Origin of the sequence: Methylocystis sp. (assembly GCF_051061225.1) — a bacterium.
In the GTDB taxonomy this organism is placed as follows: domain Bacteria; phylum Pseudomonadota; class Alphaproteobacteria; order Rhizobiales; family Beijerinckiaceae; genus Methylocystis.
In genome coordinates this window covers 157,948-177,596 of the sequence record NZ_JBPFEB010000028.1, presented here as the reverse complement: position 1 = coordinate 177,596, position 19,649 = coordinate 157,948, and the positions used below count along the sequence as shown (strand labels likewise).

Sequence of the window (19,649 nt, the reverse complement as noted above, 5' to 3'; positions counted from 1 at the left end):
CCCAATCTCAGTAAGCGCCAAACGCATTGACCGTGAATCTCGCGCTTCCCGTGCCGCTGACGACGAAGACGCCGTGTCCGTAGAAGCACCCCCCGCCAAACGTCACGCCGGCCTGCGTCGCATATTTGAGCGCATCGGCGAACGCCGCCGGATTCTTCGAGCCGAGCTCTCCCATGACGTCGCTCCATTTGGCCGGGTCGAAGTCAGCCCCAATGGTGATCGTGCCGGCGGCGATGTCCGCATATCCAGCCTGGGCCCAATAGCGGCCGGTCTGGCTGGTCATGTCCGGAGAGCGCCAGATGAACAGGCGAACGTTCGCTTTTGACCCGGCGCAGGTGTTGTTCGCCTTCGTGCGCCAGTCAAACGCAGGCGTTCCCGTCGTCGAGACGGTGAACTGCATCGACAAGCCTTTCGCGCCGGCAAACCCATCCACGGAGCGGGTCAGGTAATTGACGCCCCTGCGAAAGGGCGTCCCGACCGGGAAGTCGAAATACGGCTGATTGCTCGCATCAACTTGAAGCGGGACGACATCGTTCTGGATCACCCATTGCCCATGAGCCCGGGACGAGATCAGAACCGCGACGAGCGCGAAGGCGAAGCGCACAGGATTTGTCCTCCGATCATGTCATCTTTCCGGGAGAGAGCCTGAGCGCAGGCATATCGGCGCGCCGCAAGGGAACGCCCCCGGCAATGATCATAGAGACATGAAAGACGATAAATGTAACGAGCCGTCGCTCGTCTGCGCAATTGTCAAGGAGAGGGAGGCGCCCGTCCGAGTGGAGGTTCAGTGATGCGCCGAGCGGATGTGGAGCGCCTTGACGCGATACCCCGCCCCACCGGAGGGCGGATTCGGAGGCTCGCAACCTCTCGGTGTTCCAGGATGTTCTTGAAAAGAACTGGTGCGGCCGAGAGGACTCGAACCTCCACAACGGTTAAGTTACTAGCACCTCAAGCTAGCGCGTCTACCAATTCCGCCACGGCCGCACGGGGCGCTGATCGCAAGCTGCGAAGCGCCGGCGCGCAGCCTCTAACAAATTGACCGGGCCATGACAAGAGGCGGCGCGCCGCTCTTTTCCAATCCCCCCGCATGGCGCGGGAAATGCTGTAGAAAGAGCGATTGCTGGAAGAGCAGGAGTTCGCCTTGGCCATTTTCAGACTTCCCCTTTCGGGCGACGTGCCCGTCACGGTCGCCCCCTGGACGAATCTTTTTGGCGCTGTCGGGAATCACTTCAGCTTCCTAAATGTCGAGGTGGGCCATTCGAGCGCGCCGGAGGTCGAGCGGCAGGTGCTGGACAATGTCGGAAGCTATGGAAAGCAGCTTGGCCGCATGGGCGACGCCCTGCGGGTCCTGCTTGACCATTTCGAGCCGAAGAAGCCCCTGACGCGCGACGAGAAAAAGGCCATTCGAGCCCTTTGCGCCATGCTGGACGAGATTGACGACATCAAACGCGCCCATGGACGTCAGACCCCCGAGAAAGGCCCCGCCGAATGACCGCCGCTTGCCCGCCACGCGACTCGCTGCGCCTGCCGCTTTTGCCGCAGGGCGCCGAAGCCCCCGTCGAATGGCGGGTCAGCCCCGGACTCGTGGAGTATCCTGCGGCGCTGGCGGAAATGGAGGCGCGGGTCGCGAGCATCGCCGCGGGCGAGGCGCCCGAATGTGTCTGGCTCCTCGAACACCCGCCCGTGTACACAGCCGGAACCTCGGCCAAGGACGCCGATCTGCTGGACCCCCGCTTCCCCGTGCACCGCGCCGGGCGCGGCGGCCAATTCACCTATCACGGCCCCGGCCAGCGGGTCGCCTATGTCATGCTCGACCTCGCGCGCCGCCGGCGCGACGCCCGCGCTTACGTCTGCGCGCTCGAATCCTGGCTCATCGGCGCCCTCGCCGATTTCGGCGTGGCGGGGGAAAGGCGCGAGGCGCGCGTCGGCGTCTGGGTGAAGCGGCCGGACAAGCCCCGCGGCCCGGCCGGCGAGGCAGCGGAAGACAAGATCGCCGCCATCGGCGTGCGCCTGCGCCAATGGATCAGCTTCCACGGCGTCGCGTTGAATGTCGCGCCCGACCTGTCCCATTTTTCCGGCATCACGCCCTGCGGCGTGCGGGACGCCCATCTCGGCGTCACCAGCCTCGCGGACCTCGGCGTGAGCGCGGAGATGGCGGAGGTCGACGCCGCGCTCAAACGGCGGTTCGTGGAGGTTTTCGGCCCGGTTGCAGAGGGCCCTACAAGAGACGCGGGCGTTGTTCGTAGTGGCGCATCACGCTTCCGATAAGGCTCGCCAGCAGCACGGACAGAACGCCCGTCATGAAAATCCCGTCGAATGTCCCAGCGCCGCCGATCGAGAGAATCGGCGTCCCGAGGCCCCTCAGCTTGTCGAAGTTCATCAGATCGGCGCCCACCAGCACGCCGAGGCTTCCCCCCGCATAGGCGAGCGGCGCGGCGTGCCGCCAGGAGATGAGAACCGCGACGATGGTGGCGGCCAGCGGCGCGACAAAGATCGGCAGGGCGACGCCGACGCCGCGCACCGGCTGCGAAAACGCGTAGCAGAGAGCCGCGACGCAGGCGGTCGTGATGAGCCCCCGCATCCACAGCCCGTTTTTGCTGAGAAGATAAATGGACAGCACCGTCGGGATGACCGCGCCGCCGACATTGATCGCAAGGATGACTTCCGGCTCGGAAATCCTCGGGATCATATGCGGAACGCCGAAGTAGAAGACTTCGCCGGGGTCCTCGACAGGTTCGCTGCCCAGCGTGGCGATGGGGATGTTGACGTAGCTGCCGAGCAGCGACGCGATCAGGAGAAAAATCGCGGTTCCCGGGCTGACGCCGAGCTGCAGATAGACATATTGCAGCACCTTGAGCTGGATGAGCACGGCAAGAATCGCCACGACGCCGAGAAGAAGGGCGAAAAATGGCGGGGCCACCGGCAGATATTGCGTGTCGCCGAAATGCATGCGCTCTCCCCGGGTCTCACGGGGAAATGGAGCAGGGTCCGCACTCGTCCAGAAGCCGGGGACGCCATGACCCTGCCACGCTACGAAGGGAGGAGCGGCGCCTTCACCGTGAATTCGCTTCCCTGCCCCGGCCCGCCGCTGCGCGCCTCCAGGCTCCCGCCATGCAGAGTGACGAAGTGGCGCGCGATCGCCAGCCCGACGCCCAGCCCGTCGGCTTTCTGCGCCTTCTGCGCCCGCCGGGCGTACGGATCGAAGATGGTCGCTACTTGCTCCGGGGTGAGGCCAGGCCCGGCGTCCCGGACCGTCACAACCGCCATTGGGCCGTCGCGCCGTGAGGTCAGCAGGACACGCCCGCCTTCTTCGGAGACTTTGACCGCATTCGACAGAATCGTGCCGAAGACCTGCGCGAGGCGCGCCGCATCGCCTGCAATCAGCAAGGGCTCCGGCGACAGCTCGATCGTCAGGCCGATGTTTCTCTGAGCCGCGGCCTTTTGCTGGCCTTGCGCGGCCCTTGCGACCACGTCGTTGAGGTCGATGCGCTCCCGCCGCAGTTCGACGGCGCCAATAGAGACTCGCCAGAATTGAAGCATGTCGTCCACGAGCCGGACCAGATGTCCGGCCTGCCGGATTGCGCGCCGAAGCGCGGCGAGGTCCTTTTCCTTGTCGCCACGGCCGCTTTCGAGGTCGCCGGCGACGCGCTCGACCGATAGGCCGATCGTCGCGAGCGGGTTTCGGAGTTCATGCTCCGCCTTGTCGAGAAAGGCGTTCGCGGACGCGCGCGCGACGTCGGCGCGCTCCCCCCCGCCCTCTGGCTTGGGGCCGGCGCTGCTTTCCAGAAGGACGACTACGCCGCGGATGGCGCCGCTCTCATCCCGCCAGGGCCAACTCCGCACGCAAGCCGGCGCCGTCAGCCAGGCCTCAGCGCGATGCGCCCTCCCAGCCAGAGCGTGATCTCGAACCTCTCGCCAGACCGTGGCGGAACCCGGCAGCGTCTCAACAACGTCGCACCCCAGTATTCCACCCTCGAGACAAAGCTGACCCAGCCATCTCGCGCTCACAGCAACATAATGCATCTCCGCGTCGAAGATTGCGATCGGCACAGGCGCCTGTTCGATGAGCAGCTTCAGCTCCACGTCGGTCAATTGGACCTCTCCTCCCTAATTTCGACTTGATCCCGCCTCGGATAGAGGAAGTTAATTCTTGATGATAATTGTAAATACATTTCAAAATAAAGTAGAGAGCGCACGTCAAGCTACGTACGTGTTTGGCGACCTCCTTTTTTCGAATATTCACGTGATATGACACAGAATCGCCGCGGCCGGTCGTTACGTCCTGTGTCGTTTGCAGCGGTTCGTAGAGCATGGTCTTCGGGGCTCGCCCCCAACTCCCTGAGAGAGAATGAACAACCCTAGCGTGGCCAAGAAGATCGTCATCGTCGAGGACGACGAGGATTTCCGTGAAACGTTGAAGTATGCGTTGTCGGCGCCGGGCCGGGCCGTCACCACCGCTTCCAATGCAACCGAGTTTCGCGAAAGAGCCGGCGGCGACCGGTTCGATCTCGCCATCGTCGATATCAATCTCCCGGACGACAGCGGCTTCGCCGTCGTGCGGCAACTGCGCGACACCTCGCCGACCAAGATCATCATTCTGTCGGGCCGCGACACGATGGCCGACCGGGTCGAAGGCTATACGCACGGCGCCGACATTTACATGGTCAAGCCCACGGCGCAGGCCGAACTGCTTGCGGCGGTCGAGTCGCTCCTGCGACGCGACAGCGTTGAATCCGGCGGGGAATTGGCGGGTTGGCGGTTCGACAAGGAGGGCTCGCTGCTCACGCCGGCCGGCCAGAAGGTCAATCTGAGCGTCCGGCAGACGGACTTCATGAAGCGTCTGATGCGCTCACCGGGCAAAGCCGTAAAGCGGGATGAACTGAGGCGCGTGATCGGGATTGAAGAGACGGACGAGAGCGGCCGCGCGCTGGACATGTTCGTCACGCGACTGCGGCGAGAGATCGAGGATCAAACGCAGCAGAAGGCGCCGATCGAAACCGTTCCCCGCCAGGGCTTCGCGTTTCGCAAGCGCGGATGACGCCCCGCCGGCCCGCCTGATTCCGCGGCCGGAACCGACCGCCGACCCCCATTACATTTGACCTGCGCAAAGGGCGTTGTCATGCTCTCTTGCTCAGGTGACGTGACGATTCGTTACTGAGCTCGACCAATCGCAGACATCAGGATTTGACCGTGCCAGAAACCATTCGCCGTCAACAGAACGAGAGAAGCGCTCGTGGCGTCGCCGCGAGGCTGTTTGGAGTCTGCCTGTTGATGACGGGCGCACTCTCGCCGGCTTTCGGCGAAGACGAGCCAAGGGACGCCCCAACCGGCCATGTGACGATCCAGCAGGTGCAGATCGCATTCATGGGTTCGGGCGCGCTTGGCGGCGGAACGCTGGAGTTTCAGGGCAAGACGCACAAATTCAAGATTGGCGGGCTGGGAGTCGGCGGGATTGGCGCGTCGCGCCTCAGCGCCTCGGGGGATGTGTACGGCCTGAGCAAACTGTCGGATTTCGAGGGAGCCTACGGCGAATTGCGCACCGGCTGGGCTGTGGGCGATACGGGCAAGGGTCGCTTCTGGCTGCGCAACCCCAAAGGCGTTTACCTCAAGCTCCACGGGACGCGCGAGGGTCTTCAACTCAGCGGCGGCGCTGAAGCCGTGGTCATCAAGTTCGATTAGCGAAACGGGGAGGCGCGCCGCCTCGTCGGCGCCTCATGGCTGCGCGAGCCGGGGAGAGTCGGGTGAAAAAAACGGTTCTCATCCTGACAGCCGCTCTGGCCGTCGCGCAGCCTGCGCTCGCGCATCACCTCGATGATTATGAGTCCAGGATGAGGGCGGCGGCGAATCTTCCCGAGAGTTGGTTTGCCTGCAAATCGAAAGATGATTGCACGCTTGTCGCCGTGCCCTGCCAGTCCGACCTCGCCGTCGCCTCCGACCATCGCGACGACGCACGAGAAGCGCTCATCCGGGCGTTTCCCTTCTGTCTGGGAAGCGATCTGCACGACACAGCCGCGGCCTGCCGCAAGCGTCGATGCGTGACCGAGCCCGCGACTCAATAAGCCATCGAGAAGCGCCGGAGGCTGACGCAGGCGATGATGCGCTCACGCAAGGTCGCCTCAAAGGCGCGTGAAGGGCCAGCGCCGCTCACAGAGGCGCCGGCCCGCCGCTTTTATTCCCAGGAGAGGGGGAAGTGCTTGCAGGAGTTCGGGTGCCGCTCGCAGAAATCCGCGAGGTGGCGCCCGCCCTGCTGGAGACCATCCTGCACCCGGCCTTCGACAGTATCCTTGACGTGGTCCAGATAGCCGGCCAGCGATCTTAGGTCGTTTTGACCCAGACGGCTGTCCCCCTCCGCCGCCAGGGCGGAGGTGTTAACGAGCGCCACACCGGCGGCTAAGCTTATGAAAATGAAAATCTTTTTCATGTCGTTTTCCTCAAAAAGTGCGACCAAGCCAAGAAAGATACAAATTCACTTTTTTTAAGGCAGGGCAATGGGAAAGGGGTCTCATCCGTTCTACGGATTGCAAACATTGTAAACAGCGCCGCCTTGGACGATAGCGCCGGCCGTGACGGCCCCGCTCCCAGAACAGAACGATACAAGAACGCAGTGAGCGCCCGTTCTGCGACGGCTTGGACCGTCAAAGTTCGGGACGCGGTCCGCTTCGCCTGTCGGCCAGAAAATGCGAAGTGTCTGATTCTGGCGGAAGAGGTGGGATTCGAACCCACGGTGGAGTTGCCCCCACGGCGGTTTTCAAGACCGCTGCCTTAAACCACTCGGCCACCCTTCCCCGCGACGTGATATAGCACGGTTGCGCCGCCGCGCGAGAGGGTTGCGAGAGGGCTCGGACAGTGCCGCTGCATTTCGCTTATGGCTCCAATATGGACGCCGCCGCCATGGCCCGCCGCTGTCCGCGCGCGCGGCTTCTGGGGCGGGCGCGGCTGCCGCGCTGGCGATTCCTCATCCTTCCGTCCGGCTTCGCCAGCGTCGCGCCCGAGCCTCGCTCGGTCGTCCATGGCGCCCTTTGGGACGTCCCCGTTTCCGACGTTCCGGCGCTCGACCGCTACGAACAGGTTGGCCAGGGCCTCTACGCCAAGAAGATGATCCCCGTGCTGCGCGAGCCTGTCGGCTCCGCGCCGGCTCTGGTGTATATCGGCGCGGCTCCGACCCAGGGCGCCGCCTGGCCGGGCTATCTCGCCGAAATCGTCGCGGCGGCGCAGCGGCTGGGGCTGCCGGCCCCCTATGTCGGCTATTTGTCCGGACTCCTTGGCGAGCAAAGGAAAGGCCCGCGCGGATGAGCTTCGAGGTTCCCGTCGTTCACACAGTGGCGGAAATGCGCGCCTTCGTGCGGGATCGCCGCGCGCGTGGAGAGCGCGTCGGTCTCGTGCCCACAATGGGTGCCCTGCACGCCGGCCACCTCTCGCTCATCGAGGAGGCGCGCCGCCATGCGGATCGGGTGGTCACGACCATCTTCGTCAATCCCACCCAGTTCGGGCCCAGCGAGGACTTTTCGCGCTACCCGCGCACGCTGCCGGCGGATTGCGAGAAGCTCGCGAGCGTCGCGGCCGATCTCGTCTTCGCGCCGGCCGTCGAAGAGATGTATCCGCCGGGCTTCTGCACGACCGTCTCGCTCGAAGGCTGCGCGAAAGCGGAGCTCGAGGATCATTTCCGGCCCACCCATTTCGTCGGGGTCGCGACGGTGGTGGCGAAGCTGCTCAATCAGGCGCAGGCGGACGTCGCCGTCTTCGGCGAGAAGGACTATCAGCAGCTCCTCGTCATCCATGCGATGGCGCGCGATCTCGACATTCCCACGCGCATCATCGGCAGTCCGACGCTGCGAGACCCCGACGGTCTCGCCATGTCGTCGCGCAATGTCTATCTCTCGCCGCAGGATCGCGCCCGCGCGCCCGCGCTGTTCCGCGCCCTCTCGGAGGCCGCGCGCAGAATCGCCGAGGGCGAGGTCGTCGGCCATGTCATGGGCGAGGCGCGCGAGGCCATCGTCGGCGCAGGCTTCGACATCGACTATGTCGAGGCCCGCCACGCCGAGACGCTGGCGCGCGTCGCGCGCCGCCAGGACGGGCCGATCCGCATCCTCGCCGCCGCGCGTCTGGGAGCCACGCGGCTGATCGACAATGTGGCGGTTCCGACCGCATGAGTCGGCGCGTCATCCGCTTCTTTGTCGCCGGCCGCGTGCAGGGCGTGGGCTTCCGCAATTTTCTTGTCCGCGAGGCCAGCGCGCTGGGCGTCGACGGCTGGGCGCGCAACCGCTCGGACGGGTCGGTGGAGGCGGTTGCCGCTGGACCCGAGCACGTTGTCGCGGCCTTTCTGGAGGCGGCGCGGCGGGGGCCGTCGGCGGCGCGCGTCGATCGTCTTTGGGAGGCGCCCGCCGGCGCGGCGGAACTCGCCGGCGTCACCGGCTTCGGCATGGCGCCGACGCTGTAGAGTGAGTTCAAACCCGTCCCTTCAGGGGAATTCGTCCAGGAGGAATATCATGCGACGCGTCTGCATCGTCCTGCCGGCCTGTATCGCCATCGCCATCGCCGGCCCCGCCGGCCCCGCCGCGTCACGCGCGCAAAAGGCGGAGGCCGCCAGAAAGCCTGAGAAGCCGGTCCTCGCGAAACCAATCGAACCCATGCCCCCGCGAGAGGAAAAGCCGCGCGGCGGTTGGAACGGCGCTTACGGGGGCCTGAACGGCGGCGGCGGCTTCAGCGATCACAAAAACTGAAGCGCGAAGCGGCCCCCGGTTCGGCGAAGGAGAGCGCGGCAGCCCCAACCGGCTTCAATCGGACCCGAACATGCGTCAGACTCCCCGCGCCGCATTCTGCCGGCGCAACAGCAGCGACATGTCCACGCCGACCGGCTGATCCGAGCCGAGAAAGGACGCGCTGTAGAGAATGGCGTTGCCGTTCATGTTTGCGGTTTGCCCTGCGCCCGGATTTTCCGTGTCGTACATGGCGGCGAAGCGCGAGATGAAGGCGTCGAGTTTCTTGGGGTCCTTGAAATCATCAATGTTCACTTTGGCCTTGAGCAGGCGCGCCTGCGTATCGACAGGCTGCGCCGAGGATGCGGCCGGAATGTTGAGCGCCGTCTGCACGACCTTCAACAGGCTCTTGTCCGCGAGCACGCCATAGATCGTCGTGAGCTGCGGCGCGTGTTCGCGGAAATACAACGCGAGCTGCACTCCCGGATTCTGCTCCCCCTGGTTGGATTGCATGGCCTGTTCGACATAGCGGTCGGTCACCGTCTTCACAAAGCTTTGGGACGTCACTCCGGCATTGCCGCCCGCATAGTCAAACGCCGTGGCGAAGGCGCGGATATTCGCATTGTTCAGCGTATTCGCGAGATCCTTCGGGCTGTCGACGCCCTGCTCCAGAACCTTGCGCATCATGCCGACGGCATAGGTCATATCGCCCAGGCCGAAAGCCTTCATCGCGTAGGTCAGCAGCCGGCGATCCTTCATCAGCGCGTCGATCGACGTCGCCTTTCCGATATTCGCCTGAAAATATTTGGTGTCGGAGGCAACCTCCGGCTTGCGCGCGGCGATCCCGCGCCAACGATCGAGATTTTTCGCGACCGAAAGATATGTGCCGACCGTTGTCATCGAAGCGCCCTCCGGCGAAGGTCGCGCCGCGTCCTTCGTCCTTGCGGGAACATGCTACATGAAATTGGCGGCAGACTGTCCCCGGACGCGCATCATCCGCGCGTCGACATTAAGGACCTATTTCTTGCAGGCGACGGCCGGTTGCAGGGAGAGCTCCTTCATCTCCCCCTTGAGAACGAAATCGCCGTAATCGAGCGAGAGCGCGCGCGAGACGCCGTTTTCATAGAGGTCGAAGGACAGCACGTAGATGGGCTGACCGTCACGTTTGCCGCCTTCGAAATAGGAGACCGCGGCGCGCCAGCGCTTCATGCTCTTCAGCGCATCCGCCTGCGCCGCCGTCTCGGGCGCCGGCGTCTCGATGGCCTTGCCGATGACCGTCAACGTGTCCAGGGTCTTGTCGCCCGCGCCGCTGCCGTCGAAGACCCGCGCTTCCAGAAGCGTTTGGCCGGCGCGCGCGGCCTCGATGATGTGGAGCAGATGCTCGCTCGGGAAGAAGGCCGGCCCGTCGAGATCGAGGCGCCCGCGTTTGGGCTTGGTAAGATCGACGCCGATGCGCGAGTCCTTTTCCTTGCGGGCTTTCCCGTCGATCGTCTCGGTGACGGCGCCGTCGACCTTCGTCTCAACCTTGAAGCGGAAGTCGCTTGCGTCGAGCGCCTCGAATGTGCCCGAAATCATGTCGGACAGGCGCGTCGCGCCCTCGGCCGGCTGAAGCTCGGTGATCTGACGGAAATTCTGGACATAGCCGTCGCAGGTCGCGGCGAAGTCGAAAACGATGCGCCCGCGCGCCTGCGCCGGGGCCTTCGAGCCCGAGGCCTTGGCGAGCGTCAGTTCGTAAACCGCGCGATGGCTGGCGAGCGGCGCCACGCCCTGAGCCCGCGTCAGCGAGGGAAACGTCGCGGCGGCGGCGAGAAAGGCGGCGAAACACGCGCTCCTGGAATTCATGGGATGATTTCACTCTGACGAAATGAGGCGCCGGCGTTGCGCCGCGGGACCGCTGAAATTAGGGTCAGCGGCGAACCGGAGCAATGTTTTTCTCAAAGGAGAGCCGATGTCCAACTCAACCGATAGCGCGCCGGAGACGCGTCTCGCGGCGCTCGGCCTGGAGCTGCCGGCCGCCGCCGCGCCCGTGGCCAATTATGTCCCCTTCGTGCGGACCGGCAATCTGCTGTTCGTCTCCGGCCAGTTGCCGGTGGGCGCCAATGGCGTCGACCCGGCGCACAAGGGCAAGCTGGGCGCGTCCGTCTCGCTTGAAAACGGACAGGCGGCGGCCCGGCAGGCGGCGCTCAATGTTCTGGCGCAGGCCAGGGCGGCTGTCGGCGATCTGGCCCGGCTCAAGGCCGTGCGCGTCGGCGGCTATGTCAACGCCCTTCCCGACTTTGGCCAGGTGCCGCAGGTGGTCAACGGCGCCTCCGACCTGTTCGCCGCCGTTCTCGGCGAGAACGGCAAACATGCTCGCTTCGCCGTCGGCGTCGCGCAATTGCCGCTCGACGCCGCCGTTGAGGTCGAAGCCGTTTTCGAGATTCTCTGATGGCGGCCGCGCCCGATTGGCTCATCGCCAGACCGATCGCCCATCGGGGGCTGCACAACGCGCCGGACGGCGTGGTGGAGAATTCGCTGGGCGCCGCCCGGGCCGCGATCGCGGCCGGCTTCGCGGTGGAATGCGACGTGCAACCGACGAAGGACGGCGAGCTCATCGTCTTTCACGACGACACGCTGGAGCGTCTCACGCCGCTGGCCGGGCGCGTCATTGATTTCGATGCGGGCGACCTAGCGAACGTCAGGCTCACGGGCGCAGGGGAAACCATTCCGACCTTCGCCGCCTTGCTGGGGGAGATCGCCGGCCGCACGCCGCTCGTCGTCGAGCTCAAAAGCCGGTTCGACGGCGATCTGAGCGGCGCCCGGCGCGCCGCGGCGCTTCTCGCCAGCTATGCGGGTCCGGCGGTCATCGAGAGCTTCGACCCCGAGCCCATGGCCTATCTGCGCGCCAATGCGGCGGCGCTGCAAATCGCGCATGTCCCGCTCGGCATGGTTGGCGAGGCTGTGTACGCTCAGGAGGATTGGCCGACGCTCTCGCTGGCGCAGCGCGCCGAGATGACGCATTTCCTGCACTATCCGCGCACGCGTCCGGACTTCGTCTCGTGGAACGTGGCGGAACTGCCGCACGCCATTCCCTTCCTGGCGCGGACCGCGCTGGGCGTTCCCGTCACGACCTGGACCGTGCGCTCGCAGGCGCAGGCGGACATCGCCGCGCAATGGGCGGATCAGATCGTCTTCGAAGGCTTCACGCCGAAGTGAAATGACGCGAGGCTAACCGATCATCCGCTCAACCTTGCTGATGAGCGGACTGGCCCGCAGCTTGGAGAGCACATTGGTCAGATGCTTGAGATCGGCGACTTCGAGGTCGAAGGTCATCTCGCGGAAATCCGAGGAATGGGCCTTGAAGCGGATGTTGTCGATATTCGCGCCCGTCTCGCCGATCAGGGTCGCCAGCGCGCCGAGCGTGCCGGGCTCGTTGATCGCCGTCGCGACGATCCGGGCGGGGAAAAGCGCGCGATTCTCGGGATCGATGTCCCAGCGCACGTCGAGCCAGCGCTCGGGCTGATCGTCGAAGGCGGTCAGCGAGGGGGACTGGATCGGATAGATGGTGATGCCCTCGCCCGGCGTGAAAATGCCGACGATGCGATCGCCGGGCACGGCGCCGCCTTCCGGCGCGAAGCGCACGGGCGCGTCGCCGCGCAGGCCGCGAATCGGAATCGCGCCGGCTTCGCCCTCGGCGCCCGGCGCCTTGAACACCACATTGGCGTTGGCTTTCACGCCGAACCACCCCGGCTCGCCCGGCGCCATGGGCGCCTGCGGGGTTTTGCGCTCCTCCGTGAAGTCGGGGTAGACCGCCTTCACGACATCGCCCGAATAGATCTCTCCGCGCCCAACCGCCGCCAGCACGTCCTCGATGGAGGGACGCGCGAGACGCATCAGCGCCGCCTTCAGCCGGTCGTCCGAAAAGGCGCGGCCGGCGCGCTCGAAGGCGCGCTCGACGATCTGGCGGCCGAGCCCCGCATATTGCTGACGCACGGCTTCGCGCGTGGCGCGGCGGATGGCGGCGCGCGCCTTGCCGGTGGCCACCGCCGATTCCCAGGCCGCCGGAGGCACATGGCCCTCGGCGCGGATGATTTCCACCTCGTCGCCATTCTGGAGGTGCGACAGCACGGGCGCGACGCGGCCGTTGATCTTGGCGCCAACGGCCGAGTCCCCGAGCTTGGTGTGCACGGCGTAAGCGAAATCAATGGGCGTCGCGCCGCGCGGCAAGGCGATGAGCCCGCCTTTCGGCGTGAAGCAGAAGACCTGATCCTGAAACAGCTCCAGTCGCGTGTGCTCAAGAAACTCTTCCGGACTGTCGCCATGGGCGAGCAGATCGAGAGTCTCCTGCAACCAGCGGAAAGCGCGGCTCTCGCGCGCGAGGTCCTCGCGCCCTTCGTCGCCGACCGCGTCCTTGTAGAGCGCATGGGCCGCGATGCCGAAGCGGGCGATCTCATGCATCTCGGCGGTGCGGATTTGTAGCTCGACGCGCTGATGTCCCGGCCCGATCACGGTCGTATGCAGCGAACGATAGTCATTCTGCTTGGGCGTCGAAATGTAGTCCTTGAAGCGGCCGGGCACGCTCGGCCATTTCGTATGGACGACGCCCAGGGCGCGATAGCAGTCCTCCATTGAACCGACGATGATGCGGAAGCCGAAGATATCCGAAAGCTGCTCGAAGGAGACGGATTTGCGCTCCATCTTCCGCCAGACGGAAAAGGCCGTCTTCTGGCGCCCGGTCACCGCCGCCTCGATCCCGCGATCCTGAAACTCGCGCGTCAGCTCGTCCTCGATCTTCTTGATGATGCGCCCATTCTTGGAGCGCAGCTCGTGCAGCCGCTGCTCGATCGTCTGATGCGCCTCCGGCATCAGGTGACGAAACGCCAGCGCCTCCAGCTCCTCGCGCAATCGCTGCATGCCCATGCGGCCGGCGAGCGGCGCGTAAATGTCGAGGGTCTCCTGCGAGATGCGCGCGCGCTTGTCGAGCGGAACAAAATGTAACGTGCGCATGTTGTGCAGGCGGTCCGCGAGCTTGACGAGCAGCACGCGCACATCGTCGGCGACGGCGAGCAGCAGCTTGCGGAAGTTCTCGCCCTGGCGCGCCTGTTTGGAGACGAGGTCGAGCTTCTCGATCTTCGTCAGGCCGTCGACGAGCTTGCCGATCTGCGCGCCGAACAGCCGGTCGATCTCCTCGCGCGTTGTCTCCGTGTCCTCGATCGTGTCGTGCAGGACCGCCGCGACGATCGTTGAGTCGTCGAGCTTGAGATCGGTGAGAATCGCCGCGACTTCGAGCGGATGGGAGAAGTAGGGGTCGCCGGAGGCGCGGGTCTGCTGGCCATGCGCCTTCATCGCGTAGACATAGGCGCGGTTGAGCAAATCCTCGTCGACGTTCGGATTATATTTCCGGACCCGTTCGACCAACTCGTATTGACGCATCATGCGCGGGACGCCACGGCATATCTGCGCAGCGCCGGCGCGCCCGCCTGTCCGCCAGATCGGGCGTCACGCACGGGCGGCCCCACGCCGCTGGGAATGAGGCGAAAGTGTAGCGCAGCTTTGCCGTCGTCTCCAAGCGGCGGAGGCGATTTTTGAGCGGCTTTTTATTCGCCGTCTTCTTCCACTTCGGCCGGCGGCACGAGGCCTTCGAGACCGCGCAGAAGATCTTCCTCGGTCATGCGGTCGAATTGCGCCTCGCCTTCAATGTCGGAGCCCATGGCGGGCGTCAGCGCGGGAGTGGCCTCGGCCTCGGGCTCGTCCACCTCGACATGGCGCTGCAGCGAATGGATGAAGTCCTCGGAGAGGTCGCCGGGCGACAAAGCGGTCTCGGCGATTTCCCTCAACGCCACCACCGGGTTTTTGTCGCGGTCGCGGTCGACGAGGATCGGCTGGCCGGAGGAGATCAGGCGAGCGCGATGCGCCGCGAGCAGAACCAGGTCGAAACGATTCTCGATCTTGTCGATGCAGTCTTCGACGGTGACGCGCGCCATCTGTTCAAAGCTCCTGTGCCGGGGGAATTGATCGCCTTTATACCACCAAGGTAAATTAATCAATCATAGACGCGACAATGCGCAACGCCCACATCGGGTTGCACCCGCCCAATGTGAGCGTTAAAGTTGTAAATTGTAGGCGCTTTTCAAATATTTGCCGGTGGTTTCAGACAGGTTGCTCTTGACCTCGCGGCTTAACGGCGCAAATTAGCGATTATGACGCTCTGGCGTCCGTCGACACATCGCTCTGTCGGATCGCCTCCGACGTCGAAAAGTCGACCAGAGGCCACTTCAAAAGACTTTGAACCGAGCCTCGAGCCGGGGCAGGATGCGCCAGAGGCCAAGCCAGCGGCGACCGCCACAGAACAGAACGCGAGAATAAAATGGCTGATATCGAACGTATTGCCTTATTCATTGACGGCGCGAATCTCTACGCCACCGCCAAGTCTCTCGGCTTCGACATAGATTATAAACGACTTCTGCGCGAGTTCCAAGGGAAGGGACGCCTCATCCGCGCATTTTACTACACCGCCCTGATTGAGGATCAGGAGTATTCGTCGATCCGCCCGTTGATCGACTGGCTGGACTACAACGGCTACGCCGTGGTGACGAAGCCCACGAAGGAGTTCGTGGACTCGCTCGGCCGCCGCAAGGTCAAGGGAAACATGGACATCGAGCTCGCGGTCGACGCGATGGAGATGGCCGAGCACATCGACCACATGGTGTTGTTCTCCGGCGACGGCGACTTCCGCTCTCTCGTCGAGGCGGTTCAGCGCAAGGGCGTCCGCGTCTCGGTGATCTCGACGATCACGACGCAGCCGCCGATGATCGCCGACGAACTGCGCCGTCAGGCGGACGAGTTCATTGATCTGATCCACCTCGTGGGCAAGATCGGCCGCGACCCCGGCGAGCGGGCCGAGCGCATGCAGCGTTATCAGGAGCGCCGCCCGATGCCGGCTCCGGCCCCGGCTGGCGCGCACGAGGACGACGAGGAATAACACCCCTTCGCCGGACCACATCACGCCCTCGCGATTCGGAGCGCCGTCGCGGCGCTCCCGGCCGCGGGGGTTCTTTGCGCCTGGCGTCGAAGGCGCCGCTCGATGTCCGGCTCAGCCCTTTTCGCGCATGAGCCGGCCCTTTTCGCGGCTCCAGTCGCGCTTCTTCTCGACCTCGCGCTTGTCGTGGATTTTCTTGCCACGCCCGAGCGCGATCTGCAGCTTGGCGCGACCCTTCTCGTTGAAATAGAGCTTCAACGGCACGATGGTCATGCCCTCCCGCTCCACCGCCTGGGCGAGCTTGGCGATCTCGCGAGTCTTCAGCAGCAGCTTGCGCGGCCGCTTGGGCTCGTGATTGAAGCGATTGCCGGCGAGATATTCGGGGATATTGGCGTTCACCAGCCAAGCTTCGCCATGCCGGTCGACATGGGCGTAGCTCTCGGCGATCGTGGCCTTGCCGGTGCGCAGCGACTTCACCTCCGTGCCGGTGAGGACGAGTCCGGCCTCGAAGGTGTCGCCAATCTCGTAATGATAGCGCGCCTTGCGGTTGTCGGCGACAACCTTGTGGTTTGGCTCCTGTTTAGCGGCCACGACCTGTCCCTGAGAGCGAGAAACGCGTCCGCGGTCTTACGCCGGCAGGACGCCGGCGTGGATCATGGCGGCGCGGATGCGGTCCTTCGTCGGCTGGGTCGCCGGAACGAGCGGCAGCCGCACCTCTTCCCGCGCCTTGCCGAGCAGCGAGAGCCCGTATTTCGCCCCGGTCACGCCCGCCTCCAGGAACGTCGCGACATGCAGCGGCACCAGCTTGTCCTGAATCTCCAGCGCTTTGGCGTAGTCGCCCGCCAGGCAGGCGTTCTGGAGATCGGCGCACAGACGCGGCGCGATGTTGGAGACGACCGAAACGCAGCCATGCGCGCCCGCCGCCATGCAGGACAGAGCGGTCAGATCGTCGCCGGAGAGCTGGATGAAATCCGGCCCCATGGCCTCGCGCTGGAGCGAAATGCGGCCGATGTTGCCGGTCGCGTCCTTCACGCCCACGATGTTCTTGAGCTCGGACAGCCGCTTCATCGTGTCGACACTCATGTCGACCACGGAGCGCGGCGGGATGTTGTAGATGACGATCGGAATCGACACGGCGTCGTTTATCGCCTTGAAGTGAAGGTACATCCCTTCCTGATTGGGCTTGTTGTAATAGGGCGTGACGATGAGCAGCCCATCCGCCCCGGCGCGCTCCGCATGTCCGGCGAGCGCGATCGCCTCGCGCGTGTTGTTGGAGCCCGCGCCCGCGATGACCGGCACGCGGCCCCTGGCGGCCCGGATCGTCTCGGTCACCACCCGGCCATGTTCCTCATGGCTGAGCGTGGGGCTTTCACCCGTCGTTCCCACGGGGACGAGCCCATGGATTCCCTGCTCGATCTGCCAGTCGACGAGGGCGCGCAGCGCCTCATAATCGACCTCGCCATTGGCGAAAGGCGTGACAAGCGCCGTGATCGACCCGTGAAAAATCGGCTTTTTGCTCATAGAGTCAGGAACTTTCTTACGCCTCACAGCCGCCGTATTCGCGCCCGTATCATGGAAGGGTCTTTCATAGCCGCTGGGCGCTTGTGAGAAAAGCCCCACCTGACGCCAGGGGGCGCGGCAAAGCGCCAGACAGCCGGCGACGCTTTTGGTTGACTGTTCGTAAACGAATGCAGCGCAGCCTCTGAAGGCAAGACGAAAGCAAAACGAGGATGACACTACCACCCCGGGTTTCGATGCGCCTCAAGCTCCTCGCCTCCGCGACCGCGATCGCCCTCGTCACGCCCGCCTTTACGGGGTTCGGCACGGTGGGCGACCTTGAAATCCCCCGCGAAAGCGCGGGCTGGATGGCGCATGTGCCGTTTAGCATGGGGGCCTGGCGCGCGCGCGTGGGCAGCCTCGAGGAGGCGGTGCGCGGATTTGTCACCGGCGAGCCGCCGAACACCGAGGCGGCGCATCCGCTTCCCTCCAGCCTGTTCGACCGGGACGACGCCACGTTGACGCCGCTCGCGCGCTATGCGCCGCCGGACGGCTGGCCGCGCGCCAAACCCGCCGTCGCCCCCGACGCGGCCGAGCTTCTTGGCCCGGACTTCGAGAATTTCTATCCGGCGCTCGCGGCCTTCCGCGCCGGCGATTTCGCCAGCGGCGAGGAAGCCGCCGCCAATTTGCAGACCAATCTCGCGGACACGGCCGCGCGCTGGGTCGGGCTCAAGCTGCATTCGCATGAGGCGGGCTTCAAGCGCATCACTGCCTTCCTCGAGGCGCATCCCGACTGGCCGGCCGCCGACTGGCGGCGCCGCGGCGCCGAAGAGGCGCTCGTGGCCGAGCACCAGCCGGACAGGGTCGTCAAGGGCTGGTTCGCGCAGACCAGGCCGCAGACGGCCTATGGCAAATTCGTGCTGGCGCGGGCGCTGGCGCGCGAGGGCGATTTCGATGGCGCCGCCGTCCTCGCCCGCGACGCCTGGCGCGAAGATGACCTCCCCCAGAGCTTCGAGGCCCAGTTCCTCCGGGAGCTCGGCGAGCTTCTCAGGGGCGAAGACCATAAATACCGCTCCGACCGGCTGCTTTATGCCGGCAAGAACGCGCCCGGCCTGCGCGCCGCCGATCTCGCCGGCAAGGATGTCGGGCTGCTCGCCCGCGCCCGCGCGGCGGCCAATAACGGCGTCGGCGGCGAACGGCTGTTCGCGGCCGTTCCGGCGTCGCTTCAGAATGATCCGGGCCTGCTGTTCGCGCGCATCCGCAGCCTCAACGCCGCGAAGAAATTCACGGAGGCCGGCGCGCTGTTCCGCAAGGCGCCGACAGACCCCGCCAGGGTGATCGACGGCGACGCCTGGTGGGCGGAGCGGCGCCAGACGGCGCGCAAGCTGCTCGACGTGGGCGACGCGGACACCGCCTATCTCATCGCCTCCCAGCACAGCGCCGAATCGACGAGCAACCGGGTCGAAGCGGAATTCATGGCCGGCTGGATCGCGCTGCGATTCCTCGACGATCCGTCACGGGCGACGCGCCATTTCGCGGCGCTCGATCAGGTTGCGGAAACGCCCCTGCAGAAATCGCGCGCGCTGTATTGGCGCGGCCGCGCGGCGGAGGCCTATCGCACGCCCGACGACGACGCCAAGGCGCGCGACTTCTATCGGCAGGCGGCGGCGCATTCCACGACCTTTTACGGCCAGCTCGCCAGCGCCAAGCTCGGCGCGGACGACCAGCCGATCCGCCCCGCCCCCGAGGCCGCCGCGCATCACGAGCGGCACGAGGCGGTGCGGGCCGCCGCGCTGCTGCTCGCGACCGGCGACAAGGACGTGGCCGCGCCGCTGGCGCTCGACGCCGCGAAGAACATGGCCGATGCGCGGCAGGTCGCCGCGCTCGGCGAGGCGATCGCCAGCCAGCGCGACGCGAAACTGTCGCTCGTCTTCGGCAAGGCGGCGTCCTATCGCGGCATTCCGCTCGACGACGTGGCGTTCCCCTCCTATGGCGTGCCGAATTTCGACGCGCTGCCCAATTCGGCGTCGCGCTCGGTCGTCTACGCCATCGCCCGCCAGGAGAGCGCCTTCGATCCGAAAGCCGTCTCCTCCGCCGGCGCCATGGGGCTGATGCAGATGATCGCCTCCACCGCGCGCCACACCGCCTATCAGCACGGCGTCGCCTTCGATCTGCCGCGCATGATCAACGAGCCCGCTTTCAACGCCAAACTCGGCGCGGCGCATCTCGGCATTCTGCTGGGCGAATACAAGGGAGCCTATCTCCTCACCTTCGCGGCCTATAACGCCGGCGGCGGGCGCGTGAAGCAGTGGATCGACGCCTATGGCGACCCGCGCAAGCCCAATGTCGATCCCATCGACTGGGTCGAGCGCATTCCGATCACCGAGACGCGCAATTACGTTCAGCGGGTGATGGAGAATTTCATCGTCTACCGCGCCAAGTTCGGCGACACGCAGACGCCCGCGCCGCAGGTGCAGTTCGCGCGCTTCGGGATGTGA

At 65.4% G+C, this 19,649-nt stretch carries 23 protein-coding genes and 2 tRNA genes; 13 read left to right on the top strand and 12 right to left on the bottom strand.

The features are described from left to right. Nucleotides 1-7: 7 nt before the first annotated feature. Entirely contained in the window at nt 8-604 is a 597-nt protein-coding gene (locus ACR652_RS06545; RefSeq protein ID WP_434505713.1) for a hypothetical protein, read from the bottom strand. A gap of 293 nt (nt 605-897) precedes the next feature. Further along, a tRNA-Leu gene (locus ACR652_RS06540) sits at nt 898-984 on the bottom strand. 157 nt (nt 985-1,141) lie between these two features. Between ACR652_RS06540 and ACR652_RS06535 the strand changes: the two genes are divergently transcribed. Further along, complete coding sequence (locus ACR652_RS06535; RefSeq protein WP_434505712.1) at nt 1,142-1,492, top strand: hypothetical protein; 351 nt, start codon at nt 1,142-1,144, stop codon at nt 1,490-1,492. Continuing rightward, entirely contained in the window at nt 1,489-2,268 is a 780-nt protein-coding gene (gene lipB, locus ACR652_RS06530; protein WP_434505711.1) for a lipoyl(octanoyl) transferase LipB, read from the top strand. Before ACR652_RS06535 ends, lipB begins: the two co-directional genes overlap by 4 nt. Here the strand turns inward: lipB and ACR652_RS06525 are convergent. Both ACR652_RS06525 and ACR652_RS06520 read right to left on the bottom strand, forming a co-directional pair. After that, entirely contained in the window at nt 2,219-2,950 is a 732-nt protein-coding gene (locus tag ACR652_RS06525; protein WP_434505710.1) for a DUF1614 domain-containing protein, read from the bottom strand. The genes lipB and ACR652_RS06525 overlap by 50 nt on opposite strands. 80 nt (nt 2,951-3,030) lie before the next feature. After that, nucleotides 3,031-4,083, bottom strand: a complete 1,053-nt coding sequence (locus tag ACR652_RS06520) for an ATP-binding protein (RefSeq protein ID WP_434505757.1) — start codon at nt 4,081-4,083, stop codon at nt 3,031-3,033. A gap of 265 nt (nt 4,084-4,348) precedes the next feature. Here ACR652_RS06520 and ACR652_RS06515 point away from each other — a divergent pair, with 265 nt between their 5' ends. The 3 genes from ACR652_RS06515 (at nt 4,349) to ACR652_RS06505 (ending at nt 6,059) form a co-directional block, all read left to right on the top strand. After that, nucleotides 4,349-5,038, top strand: a complete 690-nt coding sequence (locus ACR652_RS06515) for a response regulator transcription factor (protein WP_434505709.1) — start codon at nt 4,349-4,351, stop codon at nt 5,036-5,038. Nucleotides 5,039-5,271: 233 nt separating this feature from the next. Then, on the top strand, nt 5,272-5,679 hold the full coding sequence (locus tag ACR652_RS06510) for a hypothetical protein (protein WP_434505708.1): 408 nt from the start codon (nt 5,272-5,274) through the stop codon (nt 5,677-5,679). Between the two features lie 62 nt (nt 5,680-5,741). Further along, complete coding sequence (locus ACR652_RS06505; RefSeq protein WP_434505707.1) at nt 5,742-6,059, top strand: hypothetical protein; 318 nt, start codon at nt 5,742-5,744, stop codon at nt 6,057-6,059. A 110-nt stretch (nt 6,060-6,169) separates the two neighbouring features. On the opposite strand, the gene ACR652_RS06500 is transcribed toward ACR652_RS06505, so the two are convergent. Beyond that, on the bottom strand, nt 6,170-6,421 hold the full coding sequence (locus ACR652_RS06500) for a hypothetical protein (protein WP_434505706.1): 252 nt from the start codon (nt 6,419-6,421) through the stop codon (nt 6,170-6,172). Nucleotides 6,422-6,695: 274 nt separating this feature from the next. Next, nucleotides 6,696-6,785, bottom strand: a tRNA-Ser gene (locus ACR652_RS06495). A gap of 61 nt (nt 6,786-6,846) precedes the next feature. Here ACR652_RS06495 and ACR652_RS06490 point away from each other — a divergent pair. Genes ACR652_RS06490 through ACR652_RS06475 form a run of 4 tightly spaced genes read left to right on the top strand, consistent with a single transcriptional unit; the run spans nt 6,847 to nt 8,720 of the window. Beyond that, nucleotides 6,847-7,293, top strand: a complete 447-nt coding sequence (locus ACR652_RS06490; protein ID WP_434505705.1) for a gamma-glutamylcyclotransferase family protein — start codon at nt 6,847-6,849, stop codon at nt 7,291-7,293. Beyond that, nucleotides 7,290-8,150 (top strand): pantoate--beta-alanine ligase, encoded by an 861-nt coding sequence (panC, locus tag ACR652_RS06485; RefSeq protein ID WP_434505704.1) that lies wholly within the window; start codon nt 7,290-7,292, stop codon nt 8,148-8,150. Before ACR652_RS06490 ends, panC begins: the two co-directional genes overlap by 4 nt. Then, nucleotides 8,147-8,437 (top strand): acylphosphatase, encoded by a 291-nt coding sequence (locus tag ACR652_RS06480; RefSeq protein WP_434505703.1) that lies wholly within the window; start codon nt 8,147-8,149, stop codon nt 8,435-8,437. The genes panC and ACR652_RS06480 overlap by 4 nt, the downstream gene beginning before the upstream one ends. A 49-nt stretch (nt 8,438-8,486) precedes the next feature. After that, the gene (locus ACR652_RS06475; protein ID WP_434505702.1) at nt 8,487-8,720 is read left to right on the top strand and encodes a hypothetical protein; all 234 of its coding nucleotides are present in this window, start codon (nt 8,487-8,489) and stop codon (nt 8,718-8,720) included. A 75-nt stretch (nt 8,721-8,795) separates the two neighbouring features. Here ACR652_RS06475 and ACR652_RS06470 read toward each other — a convergent pair whose 3' ends face one another. Then, on the bottom strand, nt 8,796-9,596 hold the full coding sequence (locus ACR652_RS06470) for a DUF1217 domain-containing protein (protein ID WP_434505701.1): 801 nt from the start codon (nt 9,594-9,596) through the stop codon (nt 8,796-8,798). 117 nt (nt 9,597-9,713) lie between these two features. Continuing rightward, nucleotides 9,714-10,538 (bottom strand): cell envelope integrity EipB family protein, encoded by an 825-nt coding sequence (locus ACR652_RS06465; protein ID WP_434505700.1) that lies wholly within the window; start codon nt 10,536-10,538, stop codon nt 9,714-9,716. Between the two features lie 106 nt (nt 10,539-10,644). On the opposite strand from ACR652_RS06465, the gene ACR652_RS06460 reads away from it, so the two are divergent. Continuing rightward, a complete protein-coding gene (locus ACR652_RS06460; protein WP_434505699.1) occupies nt 10,645-11,124 on the top strand; it encodes a RidA family protein in 480 nt (159 codons plus the stop codon). After that, nucleotides 11,124-11,891 (top strand): glycerophosphodiester phosphodiesterase family protein, encoded by a 768-nt coding sequence (locus ACR652_RS06455; protein ID WP_434505698.1) that lies wholly within the window; start codon nt 11,124-11,126, stop codon nt 11,889-11,891. Before ACR652_RS06460 ends, ACR652_RS06455 begins: the two co-directional genes overlap by 1 nt. A gap of 12 nt (nt 11,892-11,903) precedes the next feature. On the opposite strand, the gene ACR652_RS06450 is transcribed toward ACR652_RS06455, so the two are convergent. Both ACR652_RS06450 and rpoZ read right to left on the bottom strand, forming a co-directional pair. Beyond that, nucleotides 11,904-14,111, bottom strand: a complete 2,208-nt coding sequence (locus tag ACR652_RS06450) for a RelA/SpoT family protein (protein WP_434505697.1) — start codon at nt 14,109-14,111, stop codon at nt 11,904-11,906. A 161-nt stretch (nt 14,112-14,272) separates the two neighbouring features. Further along, nucleotides 14,273-14,659, bottom strand: a complete 387-nt coding sequence (gene rpoZ, locus ACR652_RS06445) for a DNA-directed RNA polymerase subunit omega (RefSeq protein WP_434505696.1) — start codon at nt 14,657-14,659, stop codon at nt 14,273-14,275. Nucleotides 14,660-15,042: 383 nt separating this feature from the next. On the opposite strand from rpoZ, the gene ACR652_RS06440 reads away from it, so the two are divergent. Then, on the top strand, nt 15,043-15,657 hold the full coding sequence (locus ACR652_RS06440) for an NYN domain-containing protein (protein WP_434505695.1): 615 nt from the start codon (nt 15,043-15,045) through the stop codon (nt 15,655-15,657). A gap of 111 nt (nt 15,658-15,768) precedes the next feature. Here ACR652_RS06440 and smpB read toward each other — a convergent pair whose 3' ends face one another. Then, the gene (gene smpB / locus ACR652_RS06435; protein WP_434505694.1) at nt 15,769-16,245 is read right to left on the bottom strand and encodes an SsrA-binding protein SmpB; all 477 of its coding nucleotides are present in this window, start codon (nt 16,243-16,245) and stop codon (nt 15,769-15,771) included. Between the two features lie 36 nt (nt 16,246-16,281). After that, nucleotides 16,282-17,175, bottom strand: coding sequence for a 4-hydroxy-tetrahydrodipicolinate synthase (gene dapA, locus ACR652_RS06430; protein WP_434505693.1), 894 nt, complete (start codon nt 17,173-17,175; stop codon nt 16,282-16,284). A 209-nt stretch (nt 17,176-17,384) separates the two neighbouring features. Here dapA and ACR652_RS06425 point away from each other — a divergent pair, with 209 nt between their 5' ends. Further along, the gene (locus tag ACR652_RS06425; protein WP_434505692.1) at nt 17,385-19,649 is read left to right on the top strand and encodes a transglycosylase SLT domain-containing protein; all 2,265 of its coding nucleotides are present in this window, start codon (nt 17,385-17,387) and stop codon (nt 19,647-19,649) included.

Bases quoted from the DNA above. Each gene is read 5' to 3' on its own strand.
- dapA (WP_434505693.1), bottom strand. From the start codon at position 17,175: ATGAGCAAAAAGCCGATTTTTCACGGGTCGATCACGGCGCTTGTCACG.
- ACR652_RS06470 (WP_434505701.1), bottom strand. From the start codon at position 9,596: ATGACAACGGTCGGCACATATCTTTCGGTCGCGAAAAATCTCGATCGT.
- ACR652_RS06440 (WP_434505695.1), top strand. From the start codon at position 15,043: ATGGCTGATATCGAACGTATTGCCTTATTCATTGACGGCGCGAATCTC.
- ACR652_RS06425 (WP_434505692.1), top strand. From the start codon at position 17,385: ATGACACTACCACCCCGGGTTTCGATGCGCCTCAAGCTCCTCGCCTCC.
- ACR652_RS06460 (WP_434505699.1), top strand. From the start codon at position 10,645: ATGTCCAACTCAACCGATAGCGCGCCGGAGACGCGTCTCGCGGCGCTC.
- ACR652_RS06525 (WP_434505710.1), bottom strand. From the start codon at position 2,950: ATGCATTTCGGCGACACGCAATATCTGCCGGTGGCCCCGCCATTTTTC.
- lipB (WP_434505711.1), top strand. From the start codon at position 1,489: ATGACCGCCGCTTGCCCGCCACGCGACTCGCTGCGCCTGCCGCTTTTG.
- ACR652_RS06515 (WP_434505709.1), top strand. From the start codon at position 4,349: ATGAACAACCCTAGCGTGGCCAAGAAGATCGTCATCGTCGAGGACGAC.
- panC (WP_434505704.1), top strand. From the start codon at position 7,290: ATGAGCTTCGAGGTTCCCGTCGTTCACACAGTGGCGGAAATGCGCGCC.
- ACR652_RS06500 (WP_434505706.1), bottom strand. From the start codon at position 6,421: ATGAAAAAGATTTTCATTTTCATAAGCTTAGCCGCCGGTGTGGCGCTC.
- ACR652_RS06455 (WP_434505698.1), top strand. From the start codon at position 11,124: ATGGCGGCCGCGCCCGATTGGCTCATCGCCAGACCGATCGCCCATCGG.
- ACR652_RS06465 (WP_434505700.1), bottom strand. From the start codon at position 10,538: ATGAATTCCAGGAGCGCGTGTTTCGCCGCCTTTCTCGCCGCCGCCGCG.
- ACR652_RS06480 (WP_434505703.1), top strand. From the start codon at position 8,147: ATGAGTCGGCGCGTCATCCGCTTCTTTGTCGCCGGCCGCGTGCAGGGC.
- ACR652_RS06475 (WP_434505702.1), top strand. From the start codon at position 8,487: ATGCGACGCGTCTGCATCGTCCTGCCGGCCTGTATCGCCATCGCCATC.
- ACR652_RS06510 (WP_434505708.1), top strand. From the start codon at position 5,272: ATGACGGGCGCACTCTCGCCGGCTTTCGGCGAAGACGAGCCAAGGGAC.
- ACR652_RS06450 (WP_434505697.1), bottom strand. From the start codon at position 14,111: ATGATGCGTCAATACGAGTTGGTCGAACGGGTCCGGAAATATAATCCG.
- rpoZ (WP_434505696.1), bottom strand. From the start codon at position 14,659: ATGGCGCGCGTCACCGTCGAAGACTGCATCGACAAGATCGAGAATCGT.